At 64.8% G+C, this 25,154-nt stretch carries 26 protein-coding genes; 10 read left to right on the forward strand and 16 right to left on the reverse strand.

Features of this window, described 5'->3' with window-relative positions; genetic code table 11:
* Positions 1 to 11 precede the first annotated feature (11 nt).
* From ABIB73_RS29410 to ABIB73_RS29420, 3 genes are all read right to left on the reverse strand, one after another.
* Complete coding sequence (locus tag ABIB73_RS29410; RefSeq protein WP_354229732.1) at positions 12 to 536, reverse strand: (2Fe-2S)-binding protein; 525 nt, start codon at positions 534 to 536, stop codon at positions 12 to 14.
* Entirely contained in the window at positions 533 to 3,304 is a 2,772-nt protein-coding gene (locus ABIB73_RS29415; RefSeq protein ID WP_354229734.1) for a xanthine dehydrogenase family protein molybdopterin-binding subunit, read from the reverse strand. The genes ABIB73_RS29410 and ABIB73_RS29415 overlap by 4 nt, the downstream gene beginning before the upstream one ends.
* A 179-nt stretch (positions 3,305 to 3,483) precedes the next feature.
* The gene (locus tag ABIB73_RS29420) at positions 3,484 to 4,566 is read right to left on the reverse strand and encodes a hypothetical protein (RefSeq protein ID WP_354229736.1); all 1,083 of its coding nucleotides are present in this window, start codon (positions 4,564 to 4,566) and stop codon (positions 3,484 to 3,486) included.
* A gap of 222 nt (positions 4,567 to 4,788) precedes the next feature.
* On the opposite strand from ABIB73_RS29420, the gene ABIB73_RS29425 reads away from it, so the two are divergent.
* Positions 4,789 to 6,411: an ABC-F family ATP-binding cassette domain-containing protein gene (locus ABIB73_RS29425; protein ID WP_354229738.1), complete on the forward strand. Its 1,623-nt coding sequence runs from the start codon at positions 4,789 to 4,791 to the stop codon at positions 6,409 to 6,411.
* A gap of 70 nt (positions 6,412 to 6,481) precedes the next feature.
* Positions 6,482 to 7,357, forward strand: coding sequence for an MBL fold metallo-hydrolase (locus tag ABIB73_RS29430; protein ID WP_354229740.1), 876 nt, complete (start codon positions 6,482 to 6,484; stop codon positions 7,355 to 7,357).
* Positions 7,358 to 7,552: 195 nt separating this feature from the next.
* On the opposite strand, the gene ABIB73_RS29435 is transcribed toward ABIB73_RS29430, so the two are convergent.
* The gene (locus ABIB73_RS29435) at positions 7,553 to 7,801 is read right to left on the reverse strand and encodes a hypothetical protein (protein WP_354229742.1); all 249 of its coding nucleotides are present in this window, start codon (positions 7,799 to 7,801) and stop codon (positions 7,553 to 7,555) included.
* 209 nt (positions 7,802 to 8,010) lie between these two features.
* On the opposite strand from ABIB73_RS29435, the gene ABIB73_RS29440 reads away from it, so the two are divergent.
* Entirely contained in the window at positions 8,011 to 8,319 is a 309-nt protein-coding gene (locus ABIB73_RS29440) for a cupin domain-containing protein (RefSeq protein WP_354229744.1), read from the forward strand.
* A gap of 6 nt (positions 8,320 to 8,325) precedes the next feature.
* Here the strand turns inward: ABIB73_RS29440 and ABIB73_RS29445 are convergent, their stop codons facing one another.
* Complete coding sequence (locus tag ABIB73_RS29445) at positions 8,326 to 8,889, reverse strand: TetR/AcrR family transcriptional regulator (protein WP_354229746.1); 564 nt, start codon at positions 8,887 to 8,889, stop codon at positions 8,326 to 8,328.
* 98 nt (positions 8,890 to 8,987) lie between these two features.
* Between ABIB73_RS29445 and ABIB73_RS29450 the strand changes: the two genes are divergently transcribed.
* On the forward strand, positions 8,988 to 9,359 hold the full coding sequence (locus ABIB73_RS29450) for a nuclear transport factor 2 family protein (RefSeq protein WP_354229748.1): 372 nt from the start codon (positions 8,988 to 8,990) through the stop codon (positions 9,357 to 9,359).
* A gap of 63 nt (positions 9,360 to 9,422) precedes the next feature.
* Here ABIB73_RS29450 and ABIB73_RS29455 read toward each other — a convergent pair whose 3' ends face one another.
* Entirely contained in the window at positions 9,423 to 10,385 is a 963-nt protein-coding gene (locus tag ABIB73_RS29455) for an alpha/beta hydrolase (protein WP_354229749.1), read from the reverse strand.
* 123 nt (positions 10,386 to 10,508) lie between these two features.
* Between ABIB73_RS29455 and ABIB73_RS29460 the strand changes: the two genes are divergently transcribed.
* Positions 10,509 to 11,186 (forward strand): nitroreductase, encoded by a 678-nt coding sequence (locus ABIB73_RS29460; RefSeq protein ID WP_354229751.1) that lies wholly within the window; start codon positions 10,509 to 10,511, stop codon positions 11,184 to 11,186.
* Positions 11,187 to 11,566: 380 nt separating this feature from the next.
* On the opposite strand, the gene ABIB73_RS29465 is transcribed toward ABIB73_RS29460, so the two are convergent.
* Genes ABIB73_RS29465 through ABIB73_RS29475 form a run of 3 tightly spaced genes read right to left on the reverse strand, consistent with a single transcriptional unit; the run spans position 11,567 to position 14,160 of the window.
* Complete coding sequence (locus tag ABIB73_RS29465) at positions 11,567 to 12,688, reverse strand: HD-GYP domain-containing protein (RefSeq protein WP_354229753.1); 1,122 nt, start codon at positions 12,686 to 12,688, stop codon at positions 11,567 to 11,569.
* A gap of 18 nt (positions 12,689 to 12,706) precedes the next feature.
* A complete protein-coding gene (locus tag ABIB73_RS29470) occupies positions 12,707 to 13,036 on the reverse strand; it encodes a PilZ domain-containing protein (protein ID WP_354229755.1) in 330 nt (109 codons plus the stop codon).
* Positions 13,033 to 14,160 carry a DUF2336 domain-containing protein gene (locus ABIB73_RS29475; RefSeq protein WP_354229757.1) on the reverse strand — a complete coding sequence of 376 codons (1,128 nt, stop codon included), beginning with the start codon at positions 14,158 to 14,160 and terminating at the stop codon, positions 13,033 to 13,035. Before ABIB73_RS29475 ends, ABIB73_RS29470 begins: the two co-directional genes overlap by 4 nt.
* A 302-nt stretch (positions 14,161 to 14,462) precedes the next feature.
* Between ABIB73_RS29475 and ABIB73_RS29480 the strand changes: the two genes are divergently transcribed.
* Together ABIB73_RS29480 and ABIB73_RS29485 are read left to right on the forward strand one after the other, a co-directional pair.
* Entirely contained in the window at positions 14,463 to 15,410 is a 948-nt protein-coding gene (locus tag ABIB73_RS29480) for a helix-turn-helix domain-containing protein (protein WP_354229759.1), read from the forward strand.
* 45 nt (positions 15,411 to 15,455) lie between these two features.
* Complete coding sequence (locus ABIB73_RS29485; RefSeq protein WP_354229761.1) at positions 15,456 to 16,046, forward strand: NADPH-dependent FMN reductase; 591 nt, start codon at positions 15,456 to 15,458, stop codon at positions 16,044 to 16,046.
* Between the two features lie 107 nt (positions 16,047 to 16,153).
* Here the strand turns inward: ABIB73_RS29485 and ABIB73_RS29490 are convergent, their stop codons facing one another.
* Together ABIB73_RS29490 and ABIB73_RS29495 are read right to left on the reverse strand one after the other, a co-directional pair.
* Entirely contained in the window at positions 16,154 to 18,235 is a 2,082-nt protein-coding gene (locus ABIB73_RS29490; RefSeq protein WP_354229763.1) for a methyl-accepting chemotaxis protein, read from the reverse strand.
* A gap of 99 nt (positions 18,236 to 18,334) precedes the next feature.
* Entirely contained in the window at positions 18,335 to 18,775 is a 441-nt protein-coding gene (locus ABIB73_RS29495) for a DUF1810 domain-containing protein (RefSeq protein ID WP_354229765.1), read from the reverse strand.
* A 189-nt stretch (positions 18,776 to 18,964) separates the two neighbouring features.
* Between ABIB73_RS29495 and ABIB73_RS29500 the strand changes: the two genes are divergently transcribed.
* The 3 genes from ABIB73_RS29500 to ABIB73_RS29510 all read left to right on the forward strand — a co-directional run bounded on the left by ABIB73_RS29500 (position 18,965) and on the right by ABIB73_RS29510 (position 20,565).
* Positions 18,965 to 19,930, forward strand: coding sequence for a DUF2778 domain-containing protein (locus ABIB73_RS29500; RefSeq protein WP_502918467.1), 966 nt, complete (start codon positions 18,965 to 18,967; stop codon positions 19,928 to 19,930).
* A gap of 66 nt (positions 19,931 to 19,996) precedes the next feature.
* Positions 19,997 to 20,254: a hypothetical protein gene (locus tag ABIB73_RS29505; RefSeq protein ID WP_354229769.1), complete on the forward strand. Its 258-nt coding sequence runs from the start codon at positions 19,997 to 19,999 to the stop codon at positions 20,252 to 20,254.
* Between the two features lie 92 nt (positions 20,255 to 20,346).
* The gene (locus ABIB73_RS29510; protein WP_354229771.1) at positions 20,347 to 20,565 is read left to right on the forward strand and encodes a hypothetical protein; all 219 of its coding nucleotides are present in this window, start codon (positions 20,347 to 20,349) and stop codon (positions 20,563 to 20,565) included.
* 69 nt (positions 20,566 to 20,634) lie between these two features.
* Here ABIB73_RS29510 and ABIB73_RS29515 read toward each other — a convergent pair whose 3' ends face one another.
* Genes ABIB73_RS29515 through ABIB73_RS29535 form a run of 5 tightly spaced genes read right to left on the reverse strand, consistent with a single transcriptional unit; the run spans position 20,635 to position 25,114 of the window.
* Positions 20,635 to 21,417, reverse strand: coding sequence for an ABC transporter ATP-binding protein (locus ABIB73_RS29515; RefSeq protein ID WP_354229772.1), 783 nt, complete (start codon positions 21,415 to 21,417; stop codon positions 20,635 to 20,637).
* Positions 21,405 to 22,460, reverse strand: a complete 1,056-nt coding sequence (locus tag ABIB73_RS29520; protein ID WP_354229774.1) for a dihydrodipicolinate synthase family protein — start codon at positions 22,458 to 22,460, stop codon at positions 21,405 to 21,407. The genes ABIB73_RS29515 and ABIB73_RS29520 overlap by 13 nt, the downstream gene beginning before the upstream one ends.
* 6 nt (positions 22,461 to 22,466) lie before the next feature.
* Positions 22,467 to 23,288, reverse strand: a complete 822-nt coding sequence (locus tag ABIB73_RS29525) for a GNAT family N-acetyltransferase (protein ID WP_354229775.1) — start codon at positions 23,286 to 23,288, stop codon at positions 22,467 to 22,469.
* Complete coding sequence (locus tag ABIB73_RS29530) at positions 23,275 to 24,312, reverse strand: NAD-dependent epimerase/dehydratase family protein (RefSeq protein ID WP_354229777.1); 1,038 nt, start codon at positions 24,310 to 24,312, stop codon at positions 23,275 to 23,277. The genes ABIB73_RS29525 and ABIB73_RS29530 overlap by 14 nt, the downstream gene beginning before the upstream one ends.
* A 31-nt stretch (positions 24,313 to 24,343) precedes the next feature.
* Complete coding sequence (locus ABIB73_RS29535; RefSeq protein WP_354229779.1) at positions 24,344 to 25,114, reverse strand: ABC transporter permease; 771 nt, start codon at positions 25,112 to 25,114, stop codon at positions 24,344 to 24,346.
* Positions 25,115 to 25,154 lie beyond the last annotated feature (40 nt).

A 25,154-nucleotide genomic window follows, 5' to 3' on the forward strand; every position in this document is an offset into this window, starting at 1 on the left:
GGCCTGCGCGCTCACTTCGTGGCGACGAGATAACGGTGCGCATCGGCCAAGATCACGTCGCGCACCGCCTCGTGATATTTGATGTAGCCGGTGCAGCGGCAGAGATGGCCGTCGAGGGCGTCCGCGATCGTCTGCTCCAGCGCCTCGCGCGGGACCGGCGTGTGCGCGAGTCGTTCGAGCAGCACCTGGCCCTCGTTGAGAAAGCCGGCGGTGCAATAGCCGCACTGAAAAGCGAAGTGATCGATGAAGGCTTTTTGCAGGGCCGAGAGCTGGCCGTCCCTGGCGTGGCCCTCGACGGTGCGGATCGACTTGCCGTCAAAGTTCACGGCGGGCGCGATGCAGGTCGGGCTGGTGTAGCTCGTGCCATCGGGCGCGTCGACGATGATGGCGCAGCTCAGGCATTGCGCGGCGCCGCAGCCGAACTTGGTCCCGGTCATGCCGAGCATTTCGCGCAGGAGATCGTTCATCGAGAGATCGTCGCGGACCTCCATCGGGCCGTGCTTCTGGCCGTTGATGGTGAGGCTGAGGGTCGTCACGCGAGCACTCCCTTCAACAGGCTTGCGGTGACCGGCAGGGCGCGGAAGCGATGGCCGGTGGCGTCGTGGATGCCGTTGATGAGCGCCGGCACGATCGGGATCATCACGACCTCCGCCATGCCCTTCGGGGCTTCGTCCGCGGTCTGCGGCTTCAGCATCTCGATATCGAGATCGCGCAAGGGCAGGTCGGAGCCGCGCGCGACCAGATAGCGGCCGAGATTCCACTCGCCGTTGCCGGGGCCGCCCTCGAACGGCGGCAGCGTCTCCAGCAGCGCGTAGCCGACGCCCATGGCAAAACCGCCCTGGGATTGGCCCATCACGACCTCCGGCACCAGCGCCGTGCCGCATTCGAACACGCTGTAGGCCTTGGCGATGCGCAGGTTTCCGGTCGCGCGCTCGATCTCGACGCGGACGACCGTGCCGCACATCGAGGTGTAGGCGGTGCCGATGCGGTTGTTGTCGGTCGGCGGAAACTTGACGCTGACGCGGTTGATCCGCTCGAACTTGCCGTTGCCGCGGCGGATCGCCAGCGCGTCGATGTCGGCGCGGTACTGCTCGCCGAACAGGGGAAACCGCGCGCGCGACCACGCCCAGCGCGAAAAGCTGTGCGCGACCGCGCCGGTGACGAAGCCGCGCGCATGGGCGGTCGCCGCGAGAGCGGGGAGAGCCAGCGGTTCGAGGCCGGGCATCGTGAGCTGGCCGTTCTGCCAGCTCGCGTCCGCCCATTGCCGCGCGCGCGCGTCAGTCTTCGGGATGCGCCACAGCTCCAGAGCGGCGGGCCACAGGCCGAAACGGAAGATGACGCGGCCGGCCTCGGAGGAGGAATGCGTGCCGACGTGAGCGCCGATCGAGGCTGAGGTCGCCGAGCTGATCGAGGGTACCCAGCGCGGATTTTTCTCCGCGGCGTCCTGGGTCTTCTGGTCCATCGTGTAGGGATCGCCCGAGCTGACGAGGCCGAGCACGTCGTAGCTGTCGACCCGGGCGACCGAGACTTCGTCGGCGATGGCGCCGAGATGGCCGGCGACGCGGTTGGCCAGCGCGGTGCCGATGCCGTTGCCCATCTCGACATGGTCGCAGAAGATCGCGATCTTGCCGTCCGGGCCGAGCTCGACGCGGCCGAGCGAACAGTCCGCGCCGGAGCCGTAGTCCTTGGTCACGCAGGCAACGCCGGTGCCGACCAGCCGATCCGTTGATGCCTGCTTGAATTGCGCGCGCTGCTGCCAGATCGGGTGCTTTTCCAGCTTGTCCAGAATTTCCGGCGTGCGGACCGAGACGATGTAGGGATTGCCGGTCATGGTCCGGCCGTTCTGCTTGAGCGCATTGCGGCGACGGAATTCGATCGGATCGAGCTTGAGCTCGCCCGCCGCCTCGTCGATCAGTGCTTCGAGCGCGGTCATGGTTTGCAGCGTGCCGTAGCCGCGCATCGAGCCCGCGGTCACGCCGCGTGAATGCAGCACGATGGTGGTGACGTCGACCTTGGGGATGTCGTAGATGCCGATTGCGCCGGTGGCGGCGACCACCGCGACGTTGACGGAGAAGTTGGCGAGCCCACCGCCGTCGAGCACATGATCGGCGGCGAAAGCCTTGATCAGGCCTGTCGTGCGGTCGATGCCGATGCGCGAGCGCATCTTGATCGGGTGGCGCTTGATGCCGGCTTGGAACTGCTGGTAGCGGTCGTGCGCCAGCCGCACCGGCTTGCCGGGAAAGCAGATCGCGGCCAGCGTGACATAGAGAATGAACGGGGTGTGGTCGCGGCCGCCGAAACCGCCGCCGACATGGGCGAATTGCGCATTGATATGCGCGGGCTTGTAGGGCGAGCGGGCCTTGGCGAGCAGATGTGCGATTGACTCCACCGTCTCGTAGGGTGACTGCACGCCGAGCACCAGCTCGAGATTGCCGCCCTTGCCGGCGTACCAGCCGAGCCCGCATTCGGGCTCCAGGAACATCGGGTCGACCGATTGCGTCTCGAACTCGCGATCGAGCACCAGAAGCGAAGCGTCCTCCGCGGCAAGCTCGGCGCGGATCCGCTCGCCATACCCGGCGGCCTTGGCGTAATCGGCCGGCATCTCCTTGGCGAGCGGCGACCACACCGGAAGTGCTGCGTTCTGCACCTTCCTGGGCGAGACCCAGCCGGCCTGGATCGGCGAATAGATGTCCGGCTTCTCGGGCGAGGGACCTGCGACACGCGTGAAGCGAAAGGCGCCGTAATCAGGCGCAATCACCGGTCCGGTTTCCTCGCCGAATTGGACGAAGGTGCCGTCGCGCAAGACGAGGCGGGCCTGATCGAAGGCATCGAACTTTTCGAAGATCAGCAGCGCGACCGGTTGCCCCAGATAGAGCGGCGTCTTGCCGAGCGGGCAGAACAGGTCGCCGGCATAAAAATCCGGCACCTGGGTGCCGATGCGATCGAGGTCCGCAGCGGTGACGATGACGGACGGTTTCAGCGCGCCCTCGAGGCGGGCGAGATCCATGCCGGTGTAGACATGCGTGGCGTCATTGGCGCGCACCAGCATCGCGTGCGAGGTGGTCTGCGGCCAGCCGGGAAGATCATTGGCGCGGAAGTCGGAGGCGTAGAGCTTTGCGCCGGTGACCTTGGCGACGCCGTCGACACGGCCGGCGCCCTTTGTTGCGGGATTGAAATTGCTTCGTCCGGGAAGCGTCTCGTGGGCCGCAAAGGGCGCGTTTGCCGCCGAAGCGAGGTGGGACAGGCTGACCGAAATGCCTCCTGCCGACAACCACTTCACGAACTCACGTCGCGAAGGCCGCATGGTCTGATCCTTCATCAAGGCTTTGAAGGCATCGCCGTGCTGACGGCACCGATGCCTGGAAGACTACGCGCCAACGCTAGCCTGAAGCTGTCATGATTCGTCATGCGACGATAGAACAGCGCGGGCCGTTACCAACCCATGAAGACGGCCGCGGTGATGCCGCCGCGGTCTTCGTCGGGCTATTTGAGGTCGGCGATGGTGGCTGGGCCCGGACCCGGCGTGATCAGGGCCGGCCACTGCTTGGAACCGAACGGAACCAGCGGCGGAAGGAACGGCGTCATGCCGCGCTTTGCCGTCTCCGCGATGATCGCCGCGCGCGCGTCGCCTCCCATGAGCTCGTAGTCCATCAGGTGATAATTGCCGAAGAACAGCGAGCCGACCGAGCGATCGGCGATGATCCGCGTCAGCGATTCCAGCATGTCCGCCGGCGTCGTGGTGAACGACACCGTTTCGATCAACATCAGGCGCGAGTTGATGGCGTCGGGGCCGAAGAATTGTGCGAGCACGCTGAAAATGACGTTGTTCTGCCGTGCCACGTAGATGGTGTTGCTGGCGGCATAGGTCTTGTCCCAGTCCGGGCCGAGCTGCGTCTTCCAGTCCGCGAGCACGCCCATCCAGTGGGCGACCTGGGTCTGGGCGGCCCAGGCGACGTTCTTGGCGAGGAACGGCGCCTGCGTCTTCCCGAACGCTTCGAGCCTGGCGAAGGGAATGACGCCACTCGCGATGCACTCGTCCATGAAGGCCAGGTTGTTTTTCAGGATGGTGCGGTTGTTGTCGCGCCAGTCGGCCTGCATCGGCGCCGTATCGAGCGCGTCGAGCGCCGATTGCATCCGGCTGCGGTAGGCCATCATCGAGCCCCGCCACGATCTGTTGTCGGGATTGTCGACATAGGGGCCTACGACCTCGGCCAGCGCCATGGTGCTGTGGCCGACCGACTTCAGCAGCTGATAGACGATCGGGACCTGCGGCGCATCGAGCGGCGGCTGGTCCGGCCGGTAGAGGATCAGGCGTCCGCCGGCGCCGGAAAACAGGCCGAGGATCACCGGGTGCTTGTCGAGGATGTTCTTCTGGAACACCTTGGCGGCGTCGCCATAGAGCTCGAACATGCCGGTGTTGAGCGCGAGCACGTCCTTGGTCGCGACGTCGGCGGGCGCGGCCGTGCTCGTGCCGGAGATCGGCGCCATGTAGTCGGGCAGGGTTTGGGCGGCTGCGGCGCCGCCGCCAAGTATCAGCGTGGCAGCCATGGTAAGTCGAAAGGACATGGCTAGTCGAAAGGAAGATTTCATCGGCGTTCCCCGGGGGATTTCCAGAAGGCGTTAGGTCAGCACGCGCCCGTTAAATCTCCGGAGGGCGCAAGCGCGGTTTTGGCGCAAAATTGCTAAGGATTTGTCAGGGAGGCGCGAACCCGGGCGCGGCCGGGCTTCCCCTGGCGGCCCGCATGGACTATTACGCCGCAACGCAAAAATTCCCCCAAAAAAGACCTCATGATCCGCCTCGACAACGTCAGCAAGCAAGCCGGCCACCAGATCCTGTTCATCGAAGCTTCAGCCGCCCTCAACAAGGGCGAGAAGATCGGGCTCGTTGGCCCGAACGGCGCCGGCAAAACCACACTGTTCCGGATGATCGCCGGCGAGGAGCTGCCCGACGAAGGGCAGGTCTCGACCGATCGCGGCATCACCATCGGCTATTTCAACCAGGACGTCGGCGAGATGGCCGGCCGCAGCGCCGTGGCCGAGGTCATGGACGGGGCAGGACCGGTGAGCGCGGTGGCAGCCGAACTGCGCGAGCTCGAGACCGCGATGGCCGCTCCCGATCGTGCCGACGAGATGGACGAGATCATCGCGCGCTATGGCGAGGTGCAGCACGCTTTCGAGGAGCTCGACGGCTATGCGCTGGACGGCCGGGCCCGCGAGGCGCTTTCAGGCCTTGGCTTCAGCCAGGAGATGATGGACGGCGATGTCGGCGCGCTCTCCGGCGGCTGGAAGATGCGCGTGGCGCTGGCGCGCATCCTCTTGATGCGCCCCGACGTCATGCTGCTCGACGAGCCGAGCAACCATCTTGATCTGGAAAGCCTGATCTGGCTGGAAAAATTCCTGCATGACTACGAAGGCACGCTGTTGATGACCTCGCATGACCGCGAGTTCATCAACCGCGTGATCTCCAAGGTGGTCGAAATCGACTCCGGCTCGCTCACCACCTACACCGGCAATTACGAATTCTACGAGCAGCAGCGTGCGCTGAATGAGAAGCAGCAGCAGGCGCAGTTCGAGCGCCAGCAGGCGATGCTCGCCAAGGAGATCAAGTTCATCGAGCGCTTCAAGGCACGCGCTTCTCATGCCGCGCAGGTGCAGAGCCGGGTCAAGAAGCTCGACAAGATCGAGCGGGTCGAGCCGCCGCGCCGCCGCCAGACAGTAGCGTTCGACTTTCCGCCGGCGCCGCGCTCGGGCGAGGACGTCGTCGCCCTGAAGAAGGTGTTCAAGGGCTATGGAGCTAAGCGGATCTATGACGGGCTGGATTTCATGATCCGCCGCCGCGAGCGCTGGTGCGTGATGGGCGTCAACGGCGCCGGCAAGTCGACGCTGCTCAAGCTCGTCGCGGGCGCGAGCGAGCCGGACGAAGGCACCGTGGCGCTCGGCGGCAGCGTCAAGATGGGCTATTTCGCCCAGCATGCGATGGATTTGCTCGACGGCGAGCAGACGGTGTTTGAATCACTCGAATACGCGTTTCCGACCGCAGGGCAGGGCTCGTTGCGCGCGCTCGCCGGCTGCTTCGGCTTCTCCGGCGACGACGTCGAGAAACGCTGCCGCGTGTTGTCGGGTGGCGAGAAGGCGCGGCTCGTGATGGCCAAGATGCTGTTCGATCCGCCGAACTTCCTGGTGCTGGACGAGCCGACCAACCATCTCGACCTCGCCACCAAGGAGATGCTGATCACGGCGCTGTCGGATTTCGAGGGCACCATGCTGTTCGTCTCGCATGACCGGCATTTTCTCAGCGTCCTGTCGAACCGCGTGCTGGAACTGACGCCCGATGGCATCCACCAGTTTGGTGGCGGCTACACCGAATATGTCGCGCGTACGGGTCAGGAAGCGCCGGGGTTGCGGAGCTAGCATTCCGTTCCACGCCTTGACGCGTTGATGCCTCTCGCTACGCTCCCTCCAAAATGGGAGCGAAACGACGATGAAGCAGCTCAGGATCGGCGACATCACCATCGATGCGGTGATCGAGCGGGAAGGGCCGTGGCGGCGGCCGCAGGACTTTTTCCCGGCCTATGACGAGGGCGTGTTCGCGCGCCATCTGCCGACGATGGAGCCGGAAGTGTTCGATGCCGCGCGCGGCATGATGGTGATCACCTACCAGACATTTGTGGTGCGCACGCCGCGCCACACCATCCTGGTCGATACCTGCACCGGCGAGGACAAGGGCCATCCGCCGCCGTTCGACTTTCCCGGCAAGGAGCGCTGGCGCAACGAGCTGTTCGCGCTCGGCGTCAGTTTCGAGCAGATCGACTATGTCTTCTGCACGCATCTGCACATCGATCACACCGGCTGGAACACGACGCTGCGCGACGGCCGCTGGGTGCCGACGTTTCCGAATGCGAAATACGTCTTCCACAAGGGCGAGTACGCGGCCTGGGAGGCTGAGAACGCCAGGGGTAACAACCCGCCCGGTACTGTCTTCCGCGACAACTGCCTGCCGATCGTCGAGGCTGGCCAGGCGCTGCTCGTCGACGACGATTACGCGCTCGATGACACGGTCACGCTGACGCCGACGCCGGGGCATTCGCCCTGCCATTGCTGCGTGAACATCTTCTCGAAAGGCCAGCGCGCCGTGGTCGCCGGTGACCTCATGCATCACCAGATCCAGTGCCGCGAGCCGGACTGGTCGGCGAAGCCGGATTGGGACCCAAAACAATCAGCGGTCTCGCGGCGAAAGTTTTTCGCCGCCGTTGCCGAGACCGACACGCTGATCCTGCCGATCCATTTCCCGGCGCCGACGGCAGGATGGATCAAGCCGCTGGGCGGCGCGTTCGATTACCGCTTCAAGCGAGATTGAAAGGGGGATGGATTAGCGTGGAGCTGAGCATCGGGTCTCGTGTCCCGGACGCGGTGCGGCACAAAGTGACGCGCCGCTGAGCCGGGACCCATCTCTCGGACTGTGTGCGGTCGCATGGGCCCCGGCTCTGCAGCGCACCGCTGAAGAGCGCTGCGCTGCGTCCGGGGCACTAGAATTCTCGGAATCGTGCCCGCCTTACGCGCCCATCTCGCACTTCTTCAGGAAGCTGTTCTTGGCGGCACCGGCGAGCGCCTTGCCGTCGGAGCCGACGGCCTTGGGCATGCAGGCGTCTTCCTTGCACTTCTTCATGAACGAGGTCTTGGCGGCGCCCGCCAGGGCCTTGCCGTCCTTGCCGACCGCCTTGCTCTCGCAGGTGTCGTCCGCGAGGGCCGAGCCCGCCGCGAAGGTGGCAACGATTGCCGCGAGGAAAATCCGCTTCATCATGGGTGTCTCCCTAAACCAAAAAGATGGCGGACGAATTGGAGCCCGGAATCATGGCGCAATCAAGCAGGATGAATGCCGGCCGTCGGGTCCGCTGCAGATTTTTGATTGCCCGGTCGACAAAAGTCGCTCCGCTTGCTGCACCGCGCGCTGACCCGGCTTCGCGATCCTGCTAGCGTGGGTCCCAGTCCTGCAGGAAACGGAGCATCGTGATGGACGCTGTTCTCCCGTTCGCGCCCGGCGCGGTGCCTCCCGATCATGAGCATGTCAACATCGAGCAGAGCTATGTGCTGGAGGGCACGCTGCTCGACAAGGAGGGCCCGGTCCAAAGCATTGCCTGCAAGGCCGGCGAGTTCATCTGGCGCGAGGCGGGCAGCCGCCACACCGCATGCGGTCCGGACGGCGCGCTGATCCTCGCGACGTTCCAAGTCCCCAACAAGTTCTTCGAGGCCGACCGCCGCGCGGTTGACGCCTCCGTCCAGGATTGGGACGAGCGGGCGCCGAGCGGCATTAGCTGGTGAGCGATCTCAGCTCTCGCCGCCGATGCTTCTGACCAGTGTGGCAACATGGACTGCGATCAGGCGTCGCATGTCCTTGCCGTTTCGGGCAGTCTCGCGCAGTCCGCGCATGCCAAAGACCAGGCATCGCGCCAGCGCTTCCGGCTCGTCGGCAATGCCCGCGGATCGTACTTGATCGCGGATCAGATCGGCCACCAGCGACTGAAATTCTTCGTAGACCTTCCGGACGGCGGCAAAGCGCAGATCGAACAGATCCGCTGCGTCAGGATGCGCCTCGGCGAGGTCGAACCCGTGGGTTCCCCAGGATATGCAGGCGTGCAGGAGTTTCGCGTGAAGTCCATCGAGCCGCGCGATTTTGGCCTGTATCTCGCGGCGCTTCTGCTCGTCCATTCTCCGGATCACCGCCGCGAAGACGGCATCCTTGTCGGGAAACAACACATACAACGCCGGCCTCGACATCCCCACCTGCGCGGCGATGTCACCCATCGTCGTGCGGGCATAGCCGTAGCGTAAAAAGACGTCCGTCGCGGCTTCAAGCGCCAGCTGCTCTTTCGAAACCTTCGGATGGGACATGATGCTCCAGGTCGCATGGCGGCACGGAGGCAAATCTTGACAAAAGATCAAGGAGTGTCAATATGTCATAACATGCCGCTCAGTTGGAAATTTACAAGATGACTGACGAAGCCCGCCTGAATACCTGGAACACTTATCAGGCCGCGTGGGGTCCTGTTGAAGATGCCGAACGCCGTCGCCTGCTTGAGCAAAGCGTGGCCATGGATTGCGTGTACACCGATCCCGCGTCACAGATTCATGGGCGAGACGCGCTGATGGTCCGTATCAGCCAAACCCAGCTCAAGTTTCCCGGGGCGCATTTCAGGAATGACAGCTTCGTCGTGCACCATGAGCAGGGCCTCTTTCGCTGGACGATGTACGACGGTCTCGGCCAGGTGTTCGTGAAAGGCGAGAGCTTTGGTCGCTTTGGCGAAGATGGCCGCTTGATTCAGGCGACCGGATTCTTTGAGGTCCCGCCTGGAGAGCCCTGATCGCTCGCCTTCATCTGGGAGCAGCGCAGGATCGAGCCGACCGCTGCGCTCGGACGATCTACGTCAGACCCCGCGCGCCAGCAGCGCCTTGAAGTCGGCCCGGGCACGCTGCGCCTCGGTTCGCGCAACCTCGGAGGCTTCGCCGAGGCCGAAATAGCCGTGGATCAGGCCGGCGCCCTCATGGTGCTTCACCTGCACGCCGGCGGCCTCCAGCGCCCGCGCATAGGCGGCACCCTCGTCGCGCAGCGGATCGAACCAGGCGGTTGTCACGATCGCGGGTGCTAGGCTGGAGAGCGAAGCCGCGCGCAGCGGCGAGACCCGCCAATCCGCGGCGTGGCGGGGATCGGCGAGATAATGGTCGGCAAACCACACCATCACCGCGCGCGACAGGAAGTAACCCTCTGCATTCTCTGCGCGTGACGGATAGTGCGCGTTCGCCGCGGCATCCGCGTAGCGGCCGACGACGTCGGTCACGGGATAGACCAGCAATTGTGCGGCGAGCTTGATGGCGGCATCGCGGCAGGCGATTGCGGTCGCTGCGGCGAGATTGCCGCCGGCGCTATCGCCGGCAACGCCAAGGCGTTTGGCGTCGCCGCCAAATTCCGCGACGCGGTTGAACACATCGCTGGCAGCAGCGAAGGCGTCCTCGAACGCGCCGGGAAAGCGCGTTTCCGGCGGACGCCGATAGTCGACGGAGACGACGACGGCGCCGGTCTCGATCGCGAGCCAGCGTGCCTGCCGATCATGGGTTTCGAGATCGCCGGCGACCCAGCCGCCGCCGTGGAAGAATACGACGGTCGGCGCGGGCGTCGTGCCGATCCGGTAGACCCGCGCAGCGAGCGGGCCGGCGCCGCCTTTGACCTTGATGTCCTGCACGGTATCGACGGGCGGCGGAGGCACGGCAGCGCGCGCCGCAGCCAGTGCGCGCAAGGAATCGCGGGCGCTCTGTGGCGTCATCGTCGCGGGATCGCGAAGTGGCAGCAGCGGAATGATCTGTGCGATGACGGGATCGAGCGGCGCTGCCATTGGAGGGTCCTCACAGGGTGTGGCGGGTCCACACGGGGTTCTTGGTCTTGCTTGCGGGTTAGCATAGATTTCGCGCGCCGCATCGGCAACCGCCGGACCGGTATGCGCCAGGGAGGTAACGAGGTGGAATTCGAGACGCTGGTCCAGTCGCGCCGCAGTGTGCGCGGGTTCAAGAACGAGCCGGTGCCGCGCGCGGTGATCGAGGCGATCATCGAGAGTGCCAAGCGTGCGCCGTCCTCGATGAACACGCAGCCCTGGCACGTCCATGTGCTCACCGGCGAACCGCTGGAACAGGTGCGCCGCCGCAACATGGAGGAGATGGTTGGCGGCGCCAAGGTCAAGCGCGACATCGTTAGTCACGGCGAATACCAGGGCATTCACCGCAACCGGCAGGTCGATATCGCCAAGAAACTGTTCGGCGCGATGGGGATCGCGCGCGACGACAAGCCGATGCGGCAGGACTGGGTGTTGCGCGGCTTCCGCCAGTTCGACGCGCCGGTCTCGCTGGTATTGACCTATGATCGGGTGCTTGATCCCGGCGCGGTCTGTCATTTCGACCTCGGTGCGCTCTGCTACGGCGTCGTCCTCGCGGCCTGGGACCGCGGTCTTGGGTCCGTGGTCAACGGGCAGGGCATCATGCGTTCCGACATCGTGCGCGAGGTTGCCCGAATCCCGGACGACGAGGTCATCATGACCTGCGTCGCGATGGGCTATCCCGACGAGACGTTTGCCGCGAATGCCGTTCGCTCTGATCGCGAGCACATTGAGGAATTCGTGCGGTTCGTCGGTTTCGCCGACTGACGCGACCGGGAGGAGATTATTCCCTCACGAAATTTTTGGTGCGGACTCCTCGCCGGCTCTTGCAATATCGAAGGCGCGGGAGGAACAATATGCGGATTGAAAGGTTTGTTGCTGGCGCGAGGGAATTGACATGCGGCGGCTGGCTAGCCTGGTTCGACGGTTCTTCGGTCCGCGAGTGCGGCGCCCGATTGATGATGATCCAAGTCTTCCCTTCACTCCCGAAGAGTTCAGCAGGCTGGTCCGCAGCGGCAAACGCGAGGACATGAAGTTGCTCGCCGAAGGGTTGGCCTGCAGGTCTATTCCGCACCGCGTCAAATACCGCGCCACCCACTAGGCGGGGTTGGTGACGTCGTTTTCGTCCGCGGATTTGCCGCGCGCATTCACCGTGTGAGCGCGACCTGCTTGAACGAGGTCACGAGCGCCTTCTCCAGCTTTCCGGGTATCCCGCAGAGAATGTTGTAGGCCTCCGTGCGCGGCATCGTCGGCTTGTAGTGCCGGTGCTCGATCAGCGCGGCGAAGATGTCCGAGATCGTGAGAATTCGCACGACGTCGTTGATGCTCTCGCCGCACAGCGCATCCGGATACCCGCTGCCGTCGAGATATTCGTGGTGATGCCGGACGGCATCGAGAATTTCGGGCGAGATATTCTCGTGATCCTTGAGAAACTCGTAACCCGCCGCCGGATGCGTCTCGATCATGGCGCGTTCCTCGGCATCGAGGCGGCCGGGCTTGTCGAGGATCGCAAGCGGGATCTGCGCCTTGCCGATGTCGTGGAACATGGCGGCCGAGTAGAGGCGCTCAAGATCGGTCCTGCCGACGCCGAGGCTCAGACCGAAATCGATCGCGATGCCGGTCACGAGCAGGCAATGCTGGTAGGTTCCCTCGTGGTGACGCCGCACCGTGGTAAGCCATTCGGACAGGCCGTGCTCGGTGATGCGATCGGCGATCTTGCGACCGGCTTCCTTGGTGCCGTCGACGTCGAGCGGTTCGCCCAGCGTGACGGCCGTGAACATCGACGCGATGGCGGTCGCCGCGGTTTCGACGGCATTGTCCGGCTGCGGCGCCGCACTTGACGAAGCCGATGCCGGCTCGGCCGGGTCAGCCAGCGCCGCCAGCAGCTTGATCTTGTTGATCGGGCCGGGAAGGACGAGCGTCGCCCCGAGCGCATAGGCCTGCGAGACGCCTGCGTGAGAGGGGTGATCGACGAGGAAGATGCGCTTGGTGGCCTTTGCCAGCTTGGCGGCCCGCTTCTTGATGGCCGCGATGTTGTCGACGTCGCGCAGCTCCGCACGGATCACGATGGCAAACGGCACTTGCGACAGCTTGGCTTCCGCGTCGAGCCGTTCGCCCGCGATGGCAAACTGCTGTTCGAGGATCGAGCAGATGCCCGCCAATTTGTCGGAGGAATCGGCCAGCACATGCACGAATGGGCGTGCCGCGTCCCTCGCTCCGCTGCCGCCGTCGCCTTTGACGGGGTTGGTTATGGTTCGCGCGTTCTCCACGGTTGACCTGGACTGTACTTACTTGCTCTGGGTGGCATTCTGCGCGGCGGCCCGTCCGCTCGCCGGCTTCTTCTTGGTGTCTCCGTTGATGAAGTGCACGCCGGCCATGGTGCCGTCGATCCAGACCAGTTCGCAGCGCCGGTAGGCGAGGCCGGTCGACGACAGCAGCATGAAAAATTCCTTGGCTTGCAGCACGTCGAGGGTGCCCTCGACCTCGATCTTGGCGCCACTCTGCGATACGTCGAGCAGGACGCAACTGCGTCGCCAGGTGCCGTCCGAGCCCATCAGATTGACAGCCTGCTTGTGATCCATCCGTACGCGAAGCGCCTTGCGACCGTCGAACTTCATCGGTTAACCCCCATTTTTACGCCGCGATTTCCCGCGTCGCTTGTGTTGGCGTTTGCTGCGATTTCCCCCCAGCGCACGGTCCATTGGCTGGTCGACAAAAGAAGCGTTTCGAAAATGTGTTGTGCGCGTTCGCGCTCCGCGAAGGAAAGACGTGCGCCGCTGCGGTTGCTCAGGATTGCGAGCGTGGTCGCCCAGTTCAGGCGCGAAGCCCGGCAGGCCATCACCAGGCCCTCGCAGTCGTCGTCGGTCATGACGTGCTCGACGATCTCGATCGGGGCTCCCGAAAGCACCGAGAGCGCCGTGAACAGGTTGGCGGTCTCGCCGCGGATCACGAAACGGTTCACCGTGGAGTCGTTGAGCTTGCCGACGCGGCTGAGCGCAACGATCTCCGGCCTTGCGCTCGCATAGTCAGCCGAGCAAGGCCGCTTTGGTGCAACGGGAGCCGGCGCTGGGCTCGCGGCCGCGCCTTGTGCCGATGGTACGGCGGAGCCGTTGGGCTTGGCCGCTGCCTTCTGCCCTGGTGGAGCGGAGAGCAGCTTGCGCACGACCATGTCGGGCGTGCCAGGCCGGAGCGCCAGCGCCTTCGTGATTGCGTCATCCGCTGCGCTTTTTTCAACGAGCCCGGCATAGGCGGCATCGGAGAATTGCGCACCGGGGTTCTCAATCAGCGCAAGGCAGACCGCGTGCCCGCCGCGTTTGACCAGCGCCTCGACCACAGCCGGTTCGATCCGGTCTCGGGCAGCGATTGCGATTTGATGGTGTTCGCCGCAGGACGCTGCGATTGCCGCGAGGTCGGCCGCAGATAGTGCCTGCGATTTGAGCAAGAGCGGACACGCGACGTCCTGATGTTCGTGCGAAGCCAGCTGGCGCAATGTGTCTTGCGGCGCAACATTCAGCTCGGCAAGCGCCTGGCTGAGCTGCACCAGAGCGCTCGGAGCGACCCGCCCCAGCAGGCGCAGCAATACGCCATCGACCACGTTGACGAGCAATTCCTGAGGTCGGGCGCTGCCGCCCGCGAGCAGATGGACGATGCCTGAAAGGATACGGGCGCAGCGCTCCGGCGGGCACGCCGCGACCGCTTCTTCCAACTCAATCAAAATATCAGCAGGCGAATTTGCCATCATGGCAGGGCCTGAATGTAAAAAACTTCGGCGAAATGAACGGGCTCTATTTCGCCTCAGAGTTGTTAATTTGGATTTTAGACTGTGATCGGTCGGGTATCAGTGCACCGTCCGTCTGAGTTGAAACGCTATCGAAATTTGGCAGGACGGGACCGGCGACCTTGTCCTTCGGGTTGAGGGCTCGCCAAATGCTCGGAACCGCTTAGGATGAGTCTTTCGGTCTAACGGGGCAACCGAAAGGGGGGAAATCAGACCGGTACTGTCGCCGGACGCGCGTCGTTTCACGACGTTGCTTTTCATTTGTCATGACCAACATTGATGATGCGCCCGGTTTGGCGCCAAAGATATTTCGGTTTGCAGACGTCGATGAGTTTCGCAACGCGATACGCGGCCTGAACTTCGAATTCACGCCGCTTGTGCGAAGGATTGCGTCCGAGCAGATCATTCTGCAATTGCCCGGTTGCGACGTGAACGTGACGCGGGCGTTTCCGCGCGTGGTGGATGCGCAGCTGGTTGCGGATTGCACGGCCGTCGGTTTCGTGATGGACGACCTTGAAGTTCCCATTCGCTTCAATGGCGCGCAACGCGACCGCGCTGTCATTGTCATCGGCAACAGCGGGGCTGCGTACAACACCATCGAAGAGGTGCAGCGGCATATCGCCTCAGTCGTGTTCCGGCCGGAGGTGAAGGATCGCGGCTGGCCCGAGACGAGATCCAGCTTCAAGATATTCGAGACCAGTCTGTTGGCGCTGCATTGGTTGCGGAAGGTTGTCAGGGAGGTGGTGGCTGCCGCGTCCGAGCCCATCGATCCCGCCGAGGTGCCGCTGAAGGCGGCGGCGATGAAGGAGTCGCTTTTCGTTGCGGTCGATGCAGCGTTCGCCAACGTCGTGCCTGCGCGCTGGACCCTGCGGCCGAACGACGAGCGGCAGTTCAAGATGTTCCAGGATATCCGCGCGCTTTTATCCGACGATCTCGCCCAGCCGATCTACAGCGAGGAGATCGCCCGCAAGCTCGGCATTTCCGTCCGCACCATGCACGACGTCGTCCGCCGCTATCGCGGCATGAGCCTGCACCGTTACCTGCGCCTGCGGCGCCTGTGGTTGGTCCGCCAGCAGCTCTTGGCAGGCGCCGAGAGCGTGAAGGCCGTCGCGCTGGCCTTCGGCTTCTGGCATCTCAGCGATTTCTCCAGAAGCTATCGCGACCAGTTCGGCGAGACGCCGTCGGAAACACTGGAGCGCGGACGGAGGCGATAGCGTGGCAAATGGATTGGGACCGGACTCCGTGCTAGCCTGCCAGCCATGAGCAATCGCATCCTTGTCCTCTACGGCTCCTACCGTTCCGATCGCATGGGCATCCGCCTTGCGAATTTCGTTATCGATCGCCTGCGCGGGCGCGGCGAGGAGGTCGAGTTCATCGACGCCAAGGCGATTGGCCTGCCGATGCTCGACCGCATGTACAAGGAATATCCCAATGGCACAGCGCCGGAGACGCTCGAGAAGCTGGCCGGGCAGATCCGTGGCGCCGACGGCTTTGTCTTCGTCACCGGTGAATACAATTGGGGCATTCAGCCCGGTCTGAAGAATCTCACCGACCACTTCCTGGAGGAGTGGTTCTGGCGCCCGGCCGCGATCGTGAGCTATTCCGCCGGCCGGCTGTCCGGTGCGCGCGCCTCCACTGCCTGGCACGGTACGCTGTCGGAGATGGGCATGGTGGTGGTGTCGAGCACCATTGGCGTCGGCCCGATCGCGCAAACGCTGTCGGCCGAGAGCGAGCCGATCGGCGAGGGCGGCAAGGCGCTGGAGCGCTCGTTCCCGCGCTTTGCCGACGATCTGCTGTGGTGGATCGAGGCGGCGAAAGCGCAGCGCGCGCGGAAGGCGCCGCCTTACTGAGCCGCTTGGAGCCATTTCCGTTCGGATGGAATCGGAACGGGGCTCCAGATTCTTGCTTTGACGCGTTTTCTTTAGGCGAACCGGTATCCACTTCGCTCGAAAACGCTCTAGGCGGCTCTGACCTCACTCAGGAAGCGGTCGAACTGTCCGGCGAGGTCGCGTGACTGCGTCGAGAGCTGTTCGGCGGCGCCCAGCACCTCTGAGGCGGCCGCACCGGTGTCGTCGGCGGCGCGTTGCACGCCGGTGATGTTGGTGTTGACCTCCTGGGTGCCGCGGGCGGCCTCCTGGACGCTGCGGGAGATCTCCTTGGTCGCGGAGCCCTGTTCCTCGATCGCAGCCGCGATCGCCGTGCCGATCTGGTCGATCTCGGCGATGACGTCGGCGACGTTGCGGATCGCGGTCACGGTCTCGTCGCTCGCGGCCTGGATCGCTGAAATCTGTTCGGATATCTCGGTCGTCGCCTTCGCGGTCTGCCCCGCCAGCGATTTCACTTCGGACGCGACCACGGCGAATCCGCGGCCGGCATCACCAGCACGGGCGGCCTCGATGGTGGCGTTCAGCGCGAGCAGGTTGGTCTGCTCCGCGATGCTCTGGATCAGCGTGACGACGTCGCCGATCTTCTGCGCGCCTTCGGCGAGCGCGCGCGCGGTGTCGCCGGTGCGGCGGGCGTTGTCGACGGCGCGGGTGGCGATCTCGGTGCTTTGTGCGACCTGACGGCCGATCTCCGCGATCGAGGAGGTCAGCTCTTCGGTCGCGCTCGCGACCGTCTGGACGTTGGTCGAAGTCTGCTCGGAGGCGGCCGCGACAACCGCGGCCTGGCTGTTGGTCTGGGCCGCCGTCGAGGTCATCGATTGCGCCGTGCTCTCCATCGTCGACGACGCCCGGGACAGGCCACCGACGAGCTCGGTGACCTTGGCCTCGAACCCGCGGGTGAGCTCGTCGAGCGCCTGCGCGCGGCGCATCTTGCCGTCGCTCTCGGCCTGCTTCTCGGCTGCGAGCCGGTCGGCCCGGATCACGTTGTCCTTGAAGACCCGTACGGCGGCGGCCATCGCGCCGATCTCATCGGAGCGCTCGGCGCCCGGGATCGCTTCAGCGACATCGCCATCGGCAAGCCGCGACATCCGCGTCGTCAGGTTGACGATTGGGGCGCAGACGCGCCGGCGAACCATCACGATGAGGCCGACGCTGGCAATCAGCACGGCGACGAGGCCCGCGAGAGCAATCGTGAAGCTGGTGTGGGCGGCGGAGGAGGCGCCGGCGAGGATCTGCTCGGCATTGTCGTAAAAGGCGTCGCGGACGCCGATGATCGCGCCGAGGCCGCGCTGCGATTCCGCGTAATAGGTGTCGACGTCATGCTCGTACTTGCCGCTGACCGCGCCGTCCTTGACGAGTTTCTGTTCGCGGCCAAAAGCCTCGACATAGACCGAGTTCATCGTCTCGAGCGCAGCCGCGACATTGGCAGGCGTCGCCGGATTGCCGCGCAGCTCCTGGAGCGACATCACGAGTTGATCGTTGCGCCCTTGCGACCGGGCGATGTCGGCCTTCTCGGCGTCGGTCGCCACCTTCTTCGAGCCGACGAGGTTCTTGTGCAGGCTGGCGTTGAGGCCGCCGATGTCGCGCAGCGTCATCGCGATGTTGGCGTAGCTGGCCTGCCGGTAGGCATCGCCGTTGAGGATCGCCATGCGGCGGACCTGCTCGTTGAGCAGCGCGGTCACGCCGCCGTTGAGCACGGCGTTGTCGGCGACGATCTTCTTGGCCGCCTCCTTGCGCGCATCGGCCGGTCCCGCGATCGCCTTGTCGATGGCCTCGCGCAGTGCGGTGAATTTCGAATTGATGCCGTCGATGTTGCTGCCGATGGTGTTGCCGTCGTCGAACGGGCCGGGCAGGTCCTTGCGCAGGGCGTTCATCTTGTCGCGCGCGCCGTCGGTCTGCCTGCGGAGCTTATCGTGCTCGGTGAGCTGTGCCGGGTCGACGGTCGGCGGCCCATAAAGGATGTTGGTCGCAAAGCCGCGCTCGGGGTTGAGATAGCGCGGTATGTCGCTGACGGCCCGGACGATCGCGAGCCGCCCTTGCGCCTCGGCTATCCTGTCCATCGTCTGGTATTTGGTCACGGCGACATAGACGGCGAGGCCGCCGCCGACGGTCGAGAGCGAGACGATCGCGGTGGTCAGGAGCGTACCGATTTTCATGACTGGTCCGGCAATTGGCGCGGGGAGAAAGATATTCTCCGGACGATAAGGGGACCGTGTTAATCGCGGGTTTACGCTGCTGGGCCGCAATAGCCGCAGTCACTCGGCCTTTCGATCAAGAGCGGCGAGGATCTCAAGCGTCGCACCATCGCGTTCGCCCGCGAAATATCTGGCGATCGCCTGACCAAAAACGGGCTCAGCGGAGACGGCGCCGAACAGCGTCATCGACGAGCGGAATTTTGCATCGTCGGGCGTGCCGAGGATCGCGTTGATGGTTCGCCCCTCGACGGCAAGTACGAGGCCGGTGCATTCGACGAGGCGGGGGCCGAGAACGGGGTGGGCGAGGTAGGCCTTCGCCTCCCCGCGCGAGCCGATGGCATAGCGCTGCGACATGGCGCTGAGGCCGAGGCCAGCCACCTGCGGGAAGACGAACCACATCCAGTGAGTCTGCTTCCGGCCCCGGGACAGTTCCGCCTGAACGTCGTGATAAACCGGATTTTGGGCCTGGACGAACCGATTTAGGTCAAAAGGATCGATCATTAGCTACCTTGGGATGCCTCGCCGGCCGCGATTATGCCTAACTTTTGGCTCCCAATGTGGTAGCTGGTATAGAGTCTCCGGGTGGGGGTGGGTCCCCCCGGGGGTCGATTTGGGGATCTGATGGTTTCCGACACCGCAAGAGCCGAGAGGCTGTTGTCGCGCCGCCGTATCGGGCGGGCCGAGACAATTTTGCTGTCTCTGGCTGCCATTGCGCTGTCGGTGGGCGCCGCCGCCTGGGTCGCGGACATGGGCGATTCGACTCCGCTGGTCTCCGCCGCGCTGCCGCCGGCCAATAGCTCTTCGTTTAATAGCCCTTCGTTTGAAGAGCGTTTCACCCCGCTGTCGGAGAGCCAGCCCGTTCGTGACGCCGGCTTCCGGTCGCTCGAGCGCTCCGCCCTGAATGCGGTCCAGCTCAAGCTGCGCGACGCCAAGGCGATGCTCACCCAACAACTCCAGGGCGACGAATGGCGCTCGACCCTGACGGAAGACGACCGGCAGCCGATCGATGAGACGAGGCCTTCGCAGCGTGCCGATTCCGTCCCGATGCCGCGCTCGCGCCCGGTCCAGGCGGATCTCGCCTCCCAGATCGCCTCCAGCCAGGCCTTCGCTGAGACCAACCCGAGGGTCGACAACCGCAACTTCCTCGAGAAGTTCACCGATAAGATCAAGCTGGCCTCGCTGACCCCCGACAGCGGCCTGTTCCGCAAAGCGCCGAACCTCGCCGCGCTCGGCTACGATTCCCAGACGGCGGTCTATGACATCTCGGCCAAGGCGCTTTACCTGCCGAGCGGCGTGGCGCTGGAAGCGCATTCGGGCATGGGCCCGCTGATGGACGACCCCGACCATGTCGACCAGCGCATGGTGGGCGCGACCCCGCCGGCGACCTACGATTTGAAGCCGCGCGAAAAACTGTTCCACGGCATCCGGGCGCTGCGCTTGACGCCCACTGAGGGCACCAGCACGCTCGGCCGTGTCGGTCTTCTCACTCACAGCTTCATGCTTGGGCCGCGCGGCGATTCCAACGGCTGCGTCTCGATCAAGGATTACGACCGCTTCCTGAAGGCCTACGACAATGGTGAGTTCAACCGCCTGGTCGTCGTGCCGAGACTGAGCGGATCGGCGACCGCCTCGCAACGGGCGAGCACCGACTCCTGATATTTGCCTGCCACGGCGGGGCTGCCGTTTCCCCTTCGTTAAGCCGTCCTCGTCCAGAAGCAGCCCATGAGTGATCCCCAGAGTTCCGAGACCCCGCTGCGTACGACGTTCAAGATCAAGCTGAACGGGGATACGCTTGCGATTGCGACCGTCGGCCAAGCCTATCAGTTCCTCACCAACTTCAAATCGGTCGAGTGGATGGAATACCGCTCGCTGCATGAGGATGCCGTCGCTGCGCTGGAAGGCGCAGCCGGCAATGCCATGCTCGCGGTGCAGGCGACCAACGCCGTGCGGGCGCTGTTCGTCAGCGCGAAGCTGCTCTGAGCGGACGTTCTTCTCCTACTGTATCGAACCGGCTTTGGCGCGGCCCGACGAAGGCTGGGTGCGTGTTCGCGCCGAGGAGAGAATCGATCTGCATGACGATCGACAAGGCGCACTTTGGCAAAATCTGGTTCGTCGATCACGAAGTCGCCGAATATGACAGGCCCTGGACGCTTGCCGAGGCGATCTCGGACAAATGGGGCTACGTCCTGCCGCTCGCATCCACGTTCAGCGATTTCGTCGCCGGACTGTATGAGGAAATTCGTAGCCTGGATGGAGCGTATCGAAATCCGGGAAACACGTGCGGCCGATAAATCTCTCCCGGATTACGCTGCGCTCGATCCGGGCTACGGGACTGATCGCGCAAGTGCGGGCGCAGCGCTTCACGCGGCGCCCAGGCCGAGCTTGCCATAGATGCGGCGCGCATAGGCGCCGAACGCATCGGTCGTCTTGAGCGGCAGGTCGCGGGGGAAGGGCAGGTCGATCGCTAAGTAATCGGCCATCTTTGCCGGGCCCGCCGTCAGCACCGCGCAGTGCGAGGACAGGAACACGGCCTCCTGGATCGAGTGCGTGACGAAGACGATGGTCTTGCCGCTCTCGCGCCAGATCCGCAGCATCTCCAGATTCATCTGCTCGCGTGTCAGCGCGTCCAGCGCGCCGAACGGCTCGTCCATCAGAATCAGTTTTGGATCGTGAATGAAGGCGCGTGCGATCGCGGTACGCTGCTGCATGCCGCCGGACAGTTGCTGCGGATATTTTTGCTCGTACCCGGCAAGCCCGACTAGGTTGAGCAGGTCGCGCGCCCGCTCGCGCGCCGCCTTCATCGGCAGGCCGACGATCTCGGCCGGCAGCAGCACGTTGTCCAGAATGGTTCGCCACTTCAGCAGCAGCGCCTGCTGGAACACCATGCCGATGTCACGGGTGGGGTCGAACGGGCTCTTGGCGTTGCCGATCGTCACCGTGCCGCCGTCGGCGCCGTGCAGGCCGGCCAGGATCTTCATCACCGTGGTCTTGCCGCAGCCGGACGGGCCGACCAGCGAGACGAGTTCGCCTTCCTGCACGTCCATGGTGACGTCGGAGACCGCGAGAAACTCGGCGCCGCCGCTGCGATAGACTTTCCGGACGCCTTGCAGGCTGATGAAGGGCTCTGAGCTCATGCCAGCCATTTGTCTAGGTTGGCCGCGACGAACGCATCGTCGCTGAGGTCGGCGTGCTCGCGATAGATGCGATCAATCTCGTCCTTCTGACCGGGGCTCAGGCCCTCGTTCCGATCGAGGCACCACAGGCCCTGCATCAGGCCCTGACGGCGCAGCACTTCGTGGCAGCCGGCGATGCAGCCGTGAAAATTGTTGGCGACGTCGAAGAAGGCGCTGTTGCAGTCGGTGACCCGGGCATCGAGCGCGAGCAGATCGGCCGGCACGCTGTCCTTGTGCCGCGCCGCCTTGCAGCGCTCGAACTGCTTGATCGCGCTCGCGGTCCAGATCGACCAGTGGCCGAGCAGGCCGCCTTTGAAATACGTCCGCGTGGTAACGCCATTGTCGCGCAGGTCGAACGGCAGGGTGAGATCGAGCAGGATGTGATCGTCATTGCCGGTGTAGAGCGCGACGCGGTCGAGCGCGCCGGCCGCGGCGACACCGCGCAGCACGTCGAGCGTGCGGTAGCGGTTGAACGGCGCGATCTTGATCGCGATGACATTGTCGATCGAGGCAAAGCGCTGCCAGAAGCGGCTGGACAGAATGACGCCGCCGACGGCCGGCTGGAGATAGAAGCCGACCAGCGGGATTTCGGCGGCAATTGCCGTGCAATGGGCGATGATCTCGTCTTCGGAGGCATTCTTCATCGCGGCCAAGCTGAGCAGCCCCGCGTGGTAGCCGATGTCGCGCGCGGTGCGCGCCTCGCTCGTTGCCTGTCGGGTCGGCCCGGCGAGACCCGCCACCATCGCCAGCGGCCGCTTGGTCCAGCTCGCGGCGGTCTCGGCGGCAAGCTCGAGCACGGGACGGTAGAGGCCGACATCACGGATCGCGAACTGCGTCGTGTGCACGCCGACTGCGAGGCCGCCTGAGCCTGCGTCGATGTAATAACGTGTCAGCGCGCGCTGATGCTGCTTGTCGAGCTGGCGCGCGGCCGTGAGTGCGAGCGGATGCGCCGGCAGCACGGTGCCCTCGGCGATCAGCTTGCGGATTTCGCTGTTGATCTGGCTGTGATGCATGATGTCCTATCCGAATTCTGGGCCGGCGACGGCGAATGGCAATTCCTCACCCGCTGCGGTAGCGGGGCCGAACCGCATCCGCTGGAACGGCCGCTCGATGGTCCAGCCCGATGCGGTCAATCCTTCCAGGAACGCGCTTTGCGAGGCGACGGTGTCGATCAGCAGCGGTCCGGTCTCGGATCGCGCGATCGCATCGACCAAGGCCAGCGCTTCGGCGGCATTATCGGCAAACAGCGGGCCGATATGTCGCGCGGTTCTGCCGTCCCGGACCAGCGCGATGCATCCATGCGCTGCGACGATGCGGGAGCCGGCGCGTTGCGCGAAGGCGGAGAGGAGGGCAGTCCGGTCGAAACCGGCGGCCCGCCGGTCCCGTGCGCGAAGCGCGTCGAGCGTCGCAACTGAAGGTGCCGGCCCGGATGCGTGGCCGGATCTGACCAGCTTCAGTCGGCGCAGTTGCAGGGTCGGCGTGAATCCCAGCGGACCGTAAACATTGGCGCCGGCCGGCGTTGCGTCGAGCCAGCAGGTCAGGCCGTTCTTGCGCGCCGTTTCCAGGCAGGCATCGACGAGAAGCGTCGCGAGGCCGCGTCGTCGGTGGCTCGTCGTTACCAGCACCATGCTGATCCAGGCGTTGTTGCCGGAGTAGGGCAGGAGCGCAGCCGTTGCGACCAGCAGTGGCCCGTTGCGGACGCCGAACACGACGCCCTCGCGCAGGAAGACGCGCCAGTCCTCTTCGGTCTGGTTCCAGTGCGCTTCCGTCGACAGCACCAGCCCGGCGATCGCATCATCGACGCCGAGCTTGATGACGGGCGGACCGTCAGTAGCGGCCATCGCGCACCTCGTATTTGGTGGGCTTGCCAAGGCTCGGCATGGCGCGCGACACCCAGTCGGCCGTCCACGCGATCAGCTGCTCGGTGTCGACCACAGGCAGGCCGAACAGCTCGACGGCTTGCGAGGTGTCGGTCAGCCACGCCGTCGGCTCCTCCTTGCCGACCAGCACCGGCGCGCGGCCGAACCTTGCGCCGAACTTTGCGGCGAGATCGCGCACCGCGAGGATCTCATGGCCGCTGACATTGATCGGCGAGGTCGGCGCGGTGCAATGCGCGAGACAACGCAACGCCTGCGACGACGCATCGCCCTGCCAGATGAAATTGACATGACTGATGCTGACGTCGATCGGCGTGCCCGTGAGCACCTTTGTCGCGATGTCGTGCAGCACGCCATAGCGCATGTCGATCGCGTAATTGAGCCGAAACAGGCGACCCGGTGTTCCGAATTTGCGCGAGAAATACTCGAACATGCGCTCGCGGCCGACGCAGGACTGGGCGTATTCGCCGGGCGGGTTCGGCGCCATGTCCTCGGTCGAGCCCTTGCCCTCGACCGGCACGAACGGGTAGACGCAGCCGGTCGAGAACGCCACGATCCGCGACGACGGGAAGGCCCGCGCGACCAGCGCCGGCGCATGCGCGTTCATCGCCCAGGTCAGCGACAGATCGCCCTCCGCGCCGAACTTGCGGCCGGCCATGAAGACGATGTTCGGCGCCTTCGGCAGCGCGTTGATTGCGGCCTCGTCCAGCAGGTCGCAATTGATGGTCTCGACGCCGCGCGCGTGCAGCCAATCCTTGACGCCGGCATCGCTGAACCGGGCGACGCCGATGACGCGGCGGTCGGGCGCAGCTGCTTTCGCAAGCCCCGCCAGCGTCGGCCCCATCTTGCCGGCGACGCCGAGGATCATGATGTCGCCGTCGACCTTGTTGAGGTCGTCGATCAGCGCCTGGCTCGGCCGGCACAGGAGATCATCGAGCGCAGCGATGTCCGGGATCGTCTTCGGCAGCGTCTGGCGGGTGAGCGGCATCGATCGGTCCTTATCTTTAAGTCTGCCGTTTTCAGGTCTGTCTTGCGTCGCCGACCACGAACATCCGTTCGAGGGCGAGGACCAGGCCATAGAGGGCGACGCCGAGCAGCGTCAGCAGCACGACGGCCATCACCATCGCGGGCGTGTCGAGCGACGATTGCACCTGGATCATGAGGTAGCCGAGCCCGCGCTCGGAGGCGATGAACTCGCCGACGATGGCGCCGGCGACCGCCAGGATGGCGCCGACCTTCATGCCGGAGAAGATATAAGGTAGCGACCCCGGCAGCTGGATCTTGCGGAACAGCGTCCAGCGCGAGCCGCGCAGCGATTTGACGAGGTCGAGCAGGTCCGGCTCGACCTCGCGCAGGCCCCGCGCCGTGGTGAGCAGGATCGGAAAGAAGCAGATGCTGAACGCGATCAGAATGTTCGGCACGATGCCGTAGGAGAACCAGACGATCAGGAGCGGGCCGAGCGCAACCTTCGGGATCATGTTCAGCGTCACGAACAGCGGCAGCAGTACGAGACTGACCAGCGGTACCCAGCTGAAGATCACGGCGAACGCCACCCCGACGACCGCGCCAAGCGCAAAACCGCCGAGGATCTCGACGGCTGTGACCAGCGTATTGGCGCCCCAGGCGTAGCTTGCGGTTCCCAGCGTCTGCACCGTCGCGAGTGGAGAGGGCAGGATGAACTTCGGGACGTGGAAGGCGTCGACCAGCACCTGCCAGAGCACGAGCACGGCGAGGTGCACGATCAGGATGATCGCAAAGCTGCGCGCCGGGCTTGCTCCGTCTGCTGCCACCGATTGCTCCCTGTTGTTGCGGCCTCGCTGCTACGACGAC

Origin of the sequence: Bradyrhizobium sp. F1.4.3, from assembly GCF_040548375.1 — a bacterium.
Classification (GTDB): domain Bacteria; phylum Pseudomonadota; class Alphaproteobacteria; order Rhizobiales; family Xanthobacteraceae; genus Bradyrhizobium.

Bases quoted from the DNA above. Each gene is read 5' to 3' on its own strand.
- ABIB73_RS29415 (WP_354229734.1), bottom strand. From the start codon at position 3,304: ATGCGGCCTTCGCGACGTGAGTTCGTGAAGTGGTTGTCGGCAGGAGGC.
- ABIB73_RS29420 (WP_354229736.1), bottom strand. From the start codon at position 4,566: ATGTCCTTTCGACTTACCATGGCTGCCACGCTGATACTTGGCGGCGGC.
- ABIB73_RS29425 (WP_354229738.1), top strand. From the start codon at position 4,789: ATGATCCGCCTCGACAACGTCAGCAAGCAAGCCGGCCACCAGATCCTG.
- ABIB73_RS29430 (WP_354229740.1), top strand. From the start codon at position 6,482: ATGAAGCAGCTCAGGATCGGCGACATCACCATCGATGCGGTGATCGAG.
- ABIB73_RS29435 (WP_354229742.1), bottom strand. From the start codon at position 7,801: ATGATGAAGCGGATTTTCCTCGCGGCAATCGTTGCCACCTTCGCGGCG.
- ABIB73_RS29440 (WP_354229744.1), top strand. From the start codon at position 8,011: ATGGACGCTGTTCTCCCGTTCGCGCCCGGCGCGGTGCCTCCCGATCAT.
- ABIB73_RS29445 (WP_354229746.1), bottom strand. From the start codon at position 8,889: ATGTCCCATCCGAAGGTTTCGAAAGAGCAGCTGGCGCTTGAAGCCGCG.
- ABIB73_RS29450 (WP_354229748.1), top strand. From the start codon at position 8,988: ATGACTGACGAAGCCCGCCTGAATACCTGGAACACTTATCAGGCCGCG.
- ABIB73_RS29455 (WP_354229749.1), bottom strand. From the start codon at position 10,385: ATGGCAGCGCCGCTCGATCCCGTCATCGCACAGATCATTCCGCTGCTG.
- ABIB73_RS29470 (WP_354229755.1), bottom strand. From the start codon at position 13,036: ATGAAGTTCGACGGTCGCAAGGCGCTTCGCGTACGGATGGATCACAAG.
- ABIB73_RS29475 (WP_354229757.1), bottom strand. From the start codon at position 14,160: ATGATGGCAAATTCGCCTGCTGATATTTTGATTGAGTTGGAAGAAGCG.
- ABIB73_RS29480 (WP_354229759.1), top strand. From the start codon at position 14,463: ATGACCAACATTGATGATGCGCCCGGTTTGGCGCCAAAGATATTTCGG.
- ABIB73_RS29485 (WP_354229761.1), top strand. From the start codon at position 15,456: ATGAGCAATCGCATCCTTGTCCTCTACGGCTCCTACCGTTCCGATCGC.
- ABIB73_RS29490 (WP_354229763.1), bottom strand. From the start codon at position 18,235: ATGAAAATCGGTACGCTCCTGACCACCGCGATCGTCTCGCTCTCGACC.
- ABIB73_RS29495 (WP_354229765.1), bottom strand. From the start codon at position 18,775: ATGATCGATCCTTTTGACCTAAATCGGTTCGTCCAGGCCCAAAATCCG.
- ABIB73_RS29505 (WP_354229769.1), top strand. From the start codon at position 19,997: ATGAGTGATCCCCAGAGTTCCGAGACCCCGCTGCGTACGACGTTCAAG.
- ABIB73_RS29510 (WP_354229771.1), top strand. From the start codon at position 20,347: ATGACGATCGACAAGGCGCACTTTGGCAAAATCTGGTTCGTCGATCAC.
- ABIB73_RS29515 (WP_354229772.1), bottom strand. From the start codon at position 21,417: ATGGCTGGCATGAGCTCAGAGCCCTTCATCAGCCTGCAAGGCGTCCGG.
- ABIB73_RS29520 (WP_354229774.1), bottom strand. From the start codon at position 22,460: ATGCATCACAGCCAGATCAACAGCGAAATCCGCAAGCTGATCGCCGAG.
- ABIB73_RS29525 (WP_354229775.1), bottom strand. From the start codon at position 23,288: ATGGCCGCTACTGACGGTCCGCCCGTCATCAAGCTCGGCGTCGATGAT.
- ABIB73_RS29530 (WP_354229777.1), bottom strand. From the start codon at position 24,312: ATGCCGCTCACCCGCCAGACGCTGCCGAAGACGATCCCGGACATCGCT.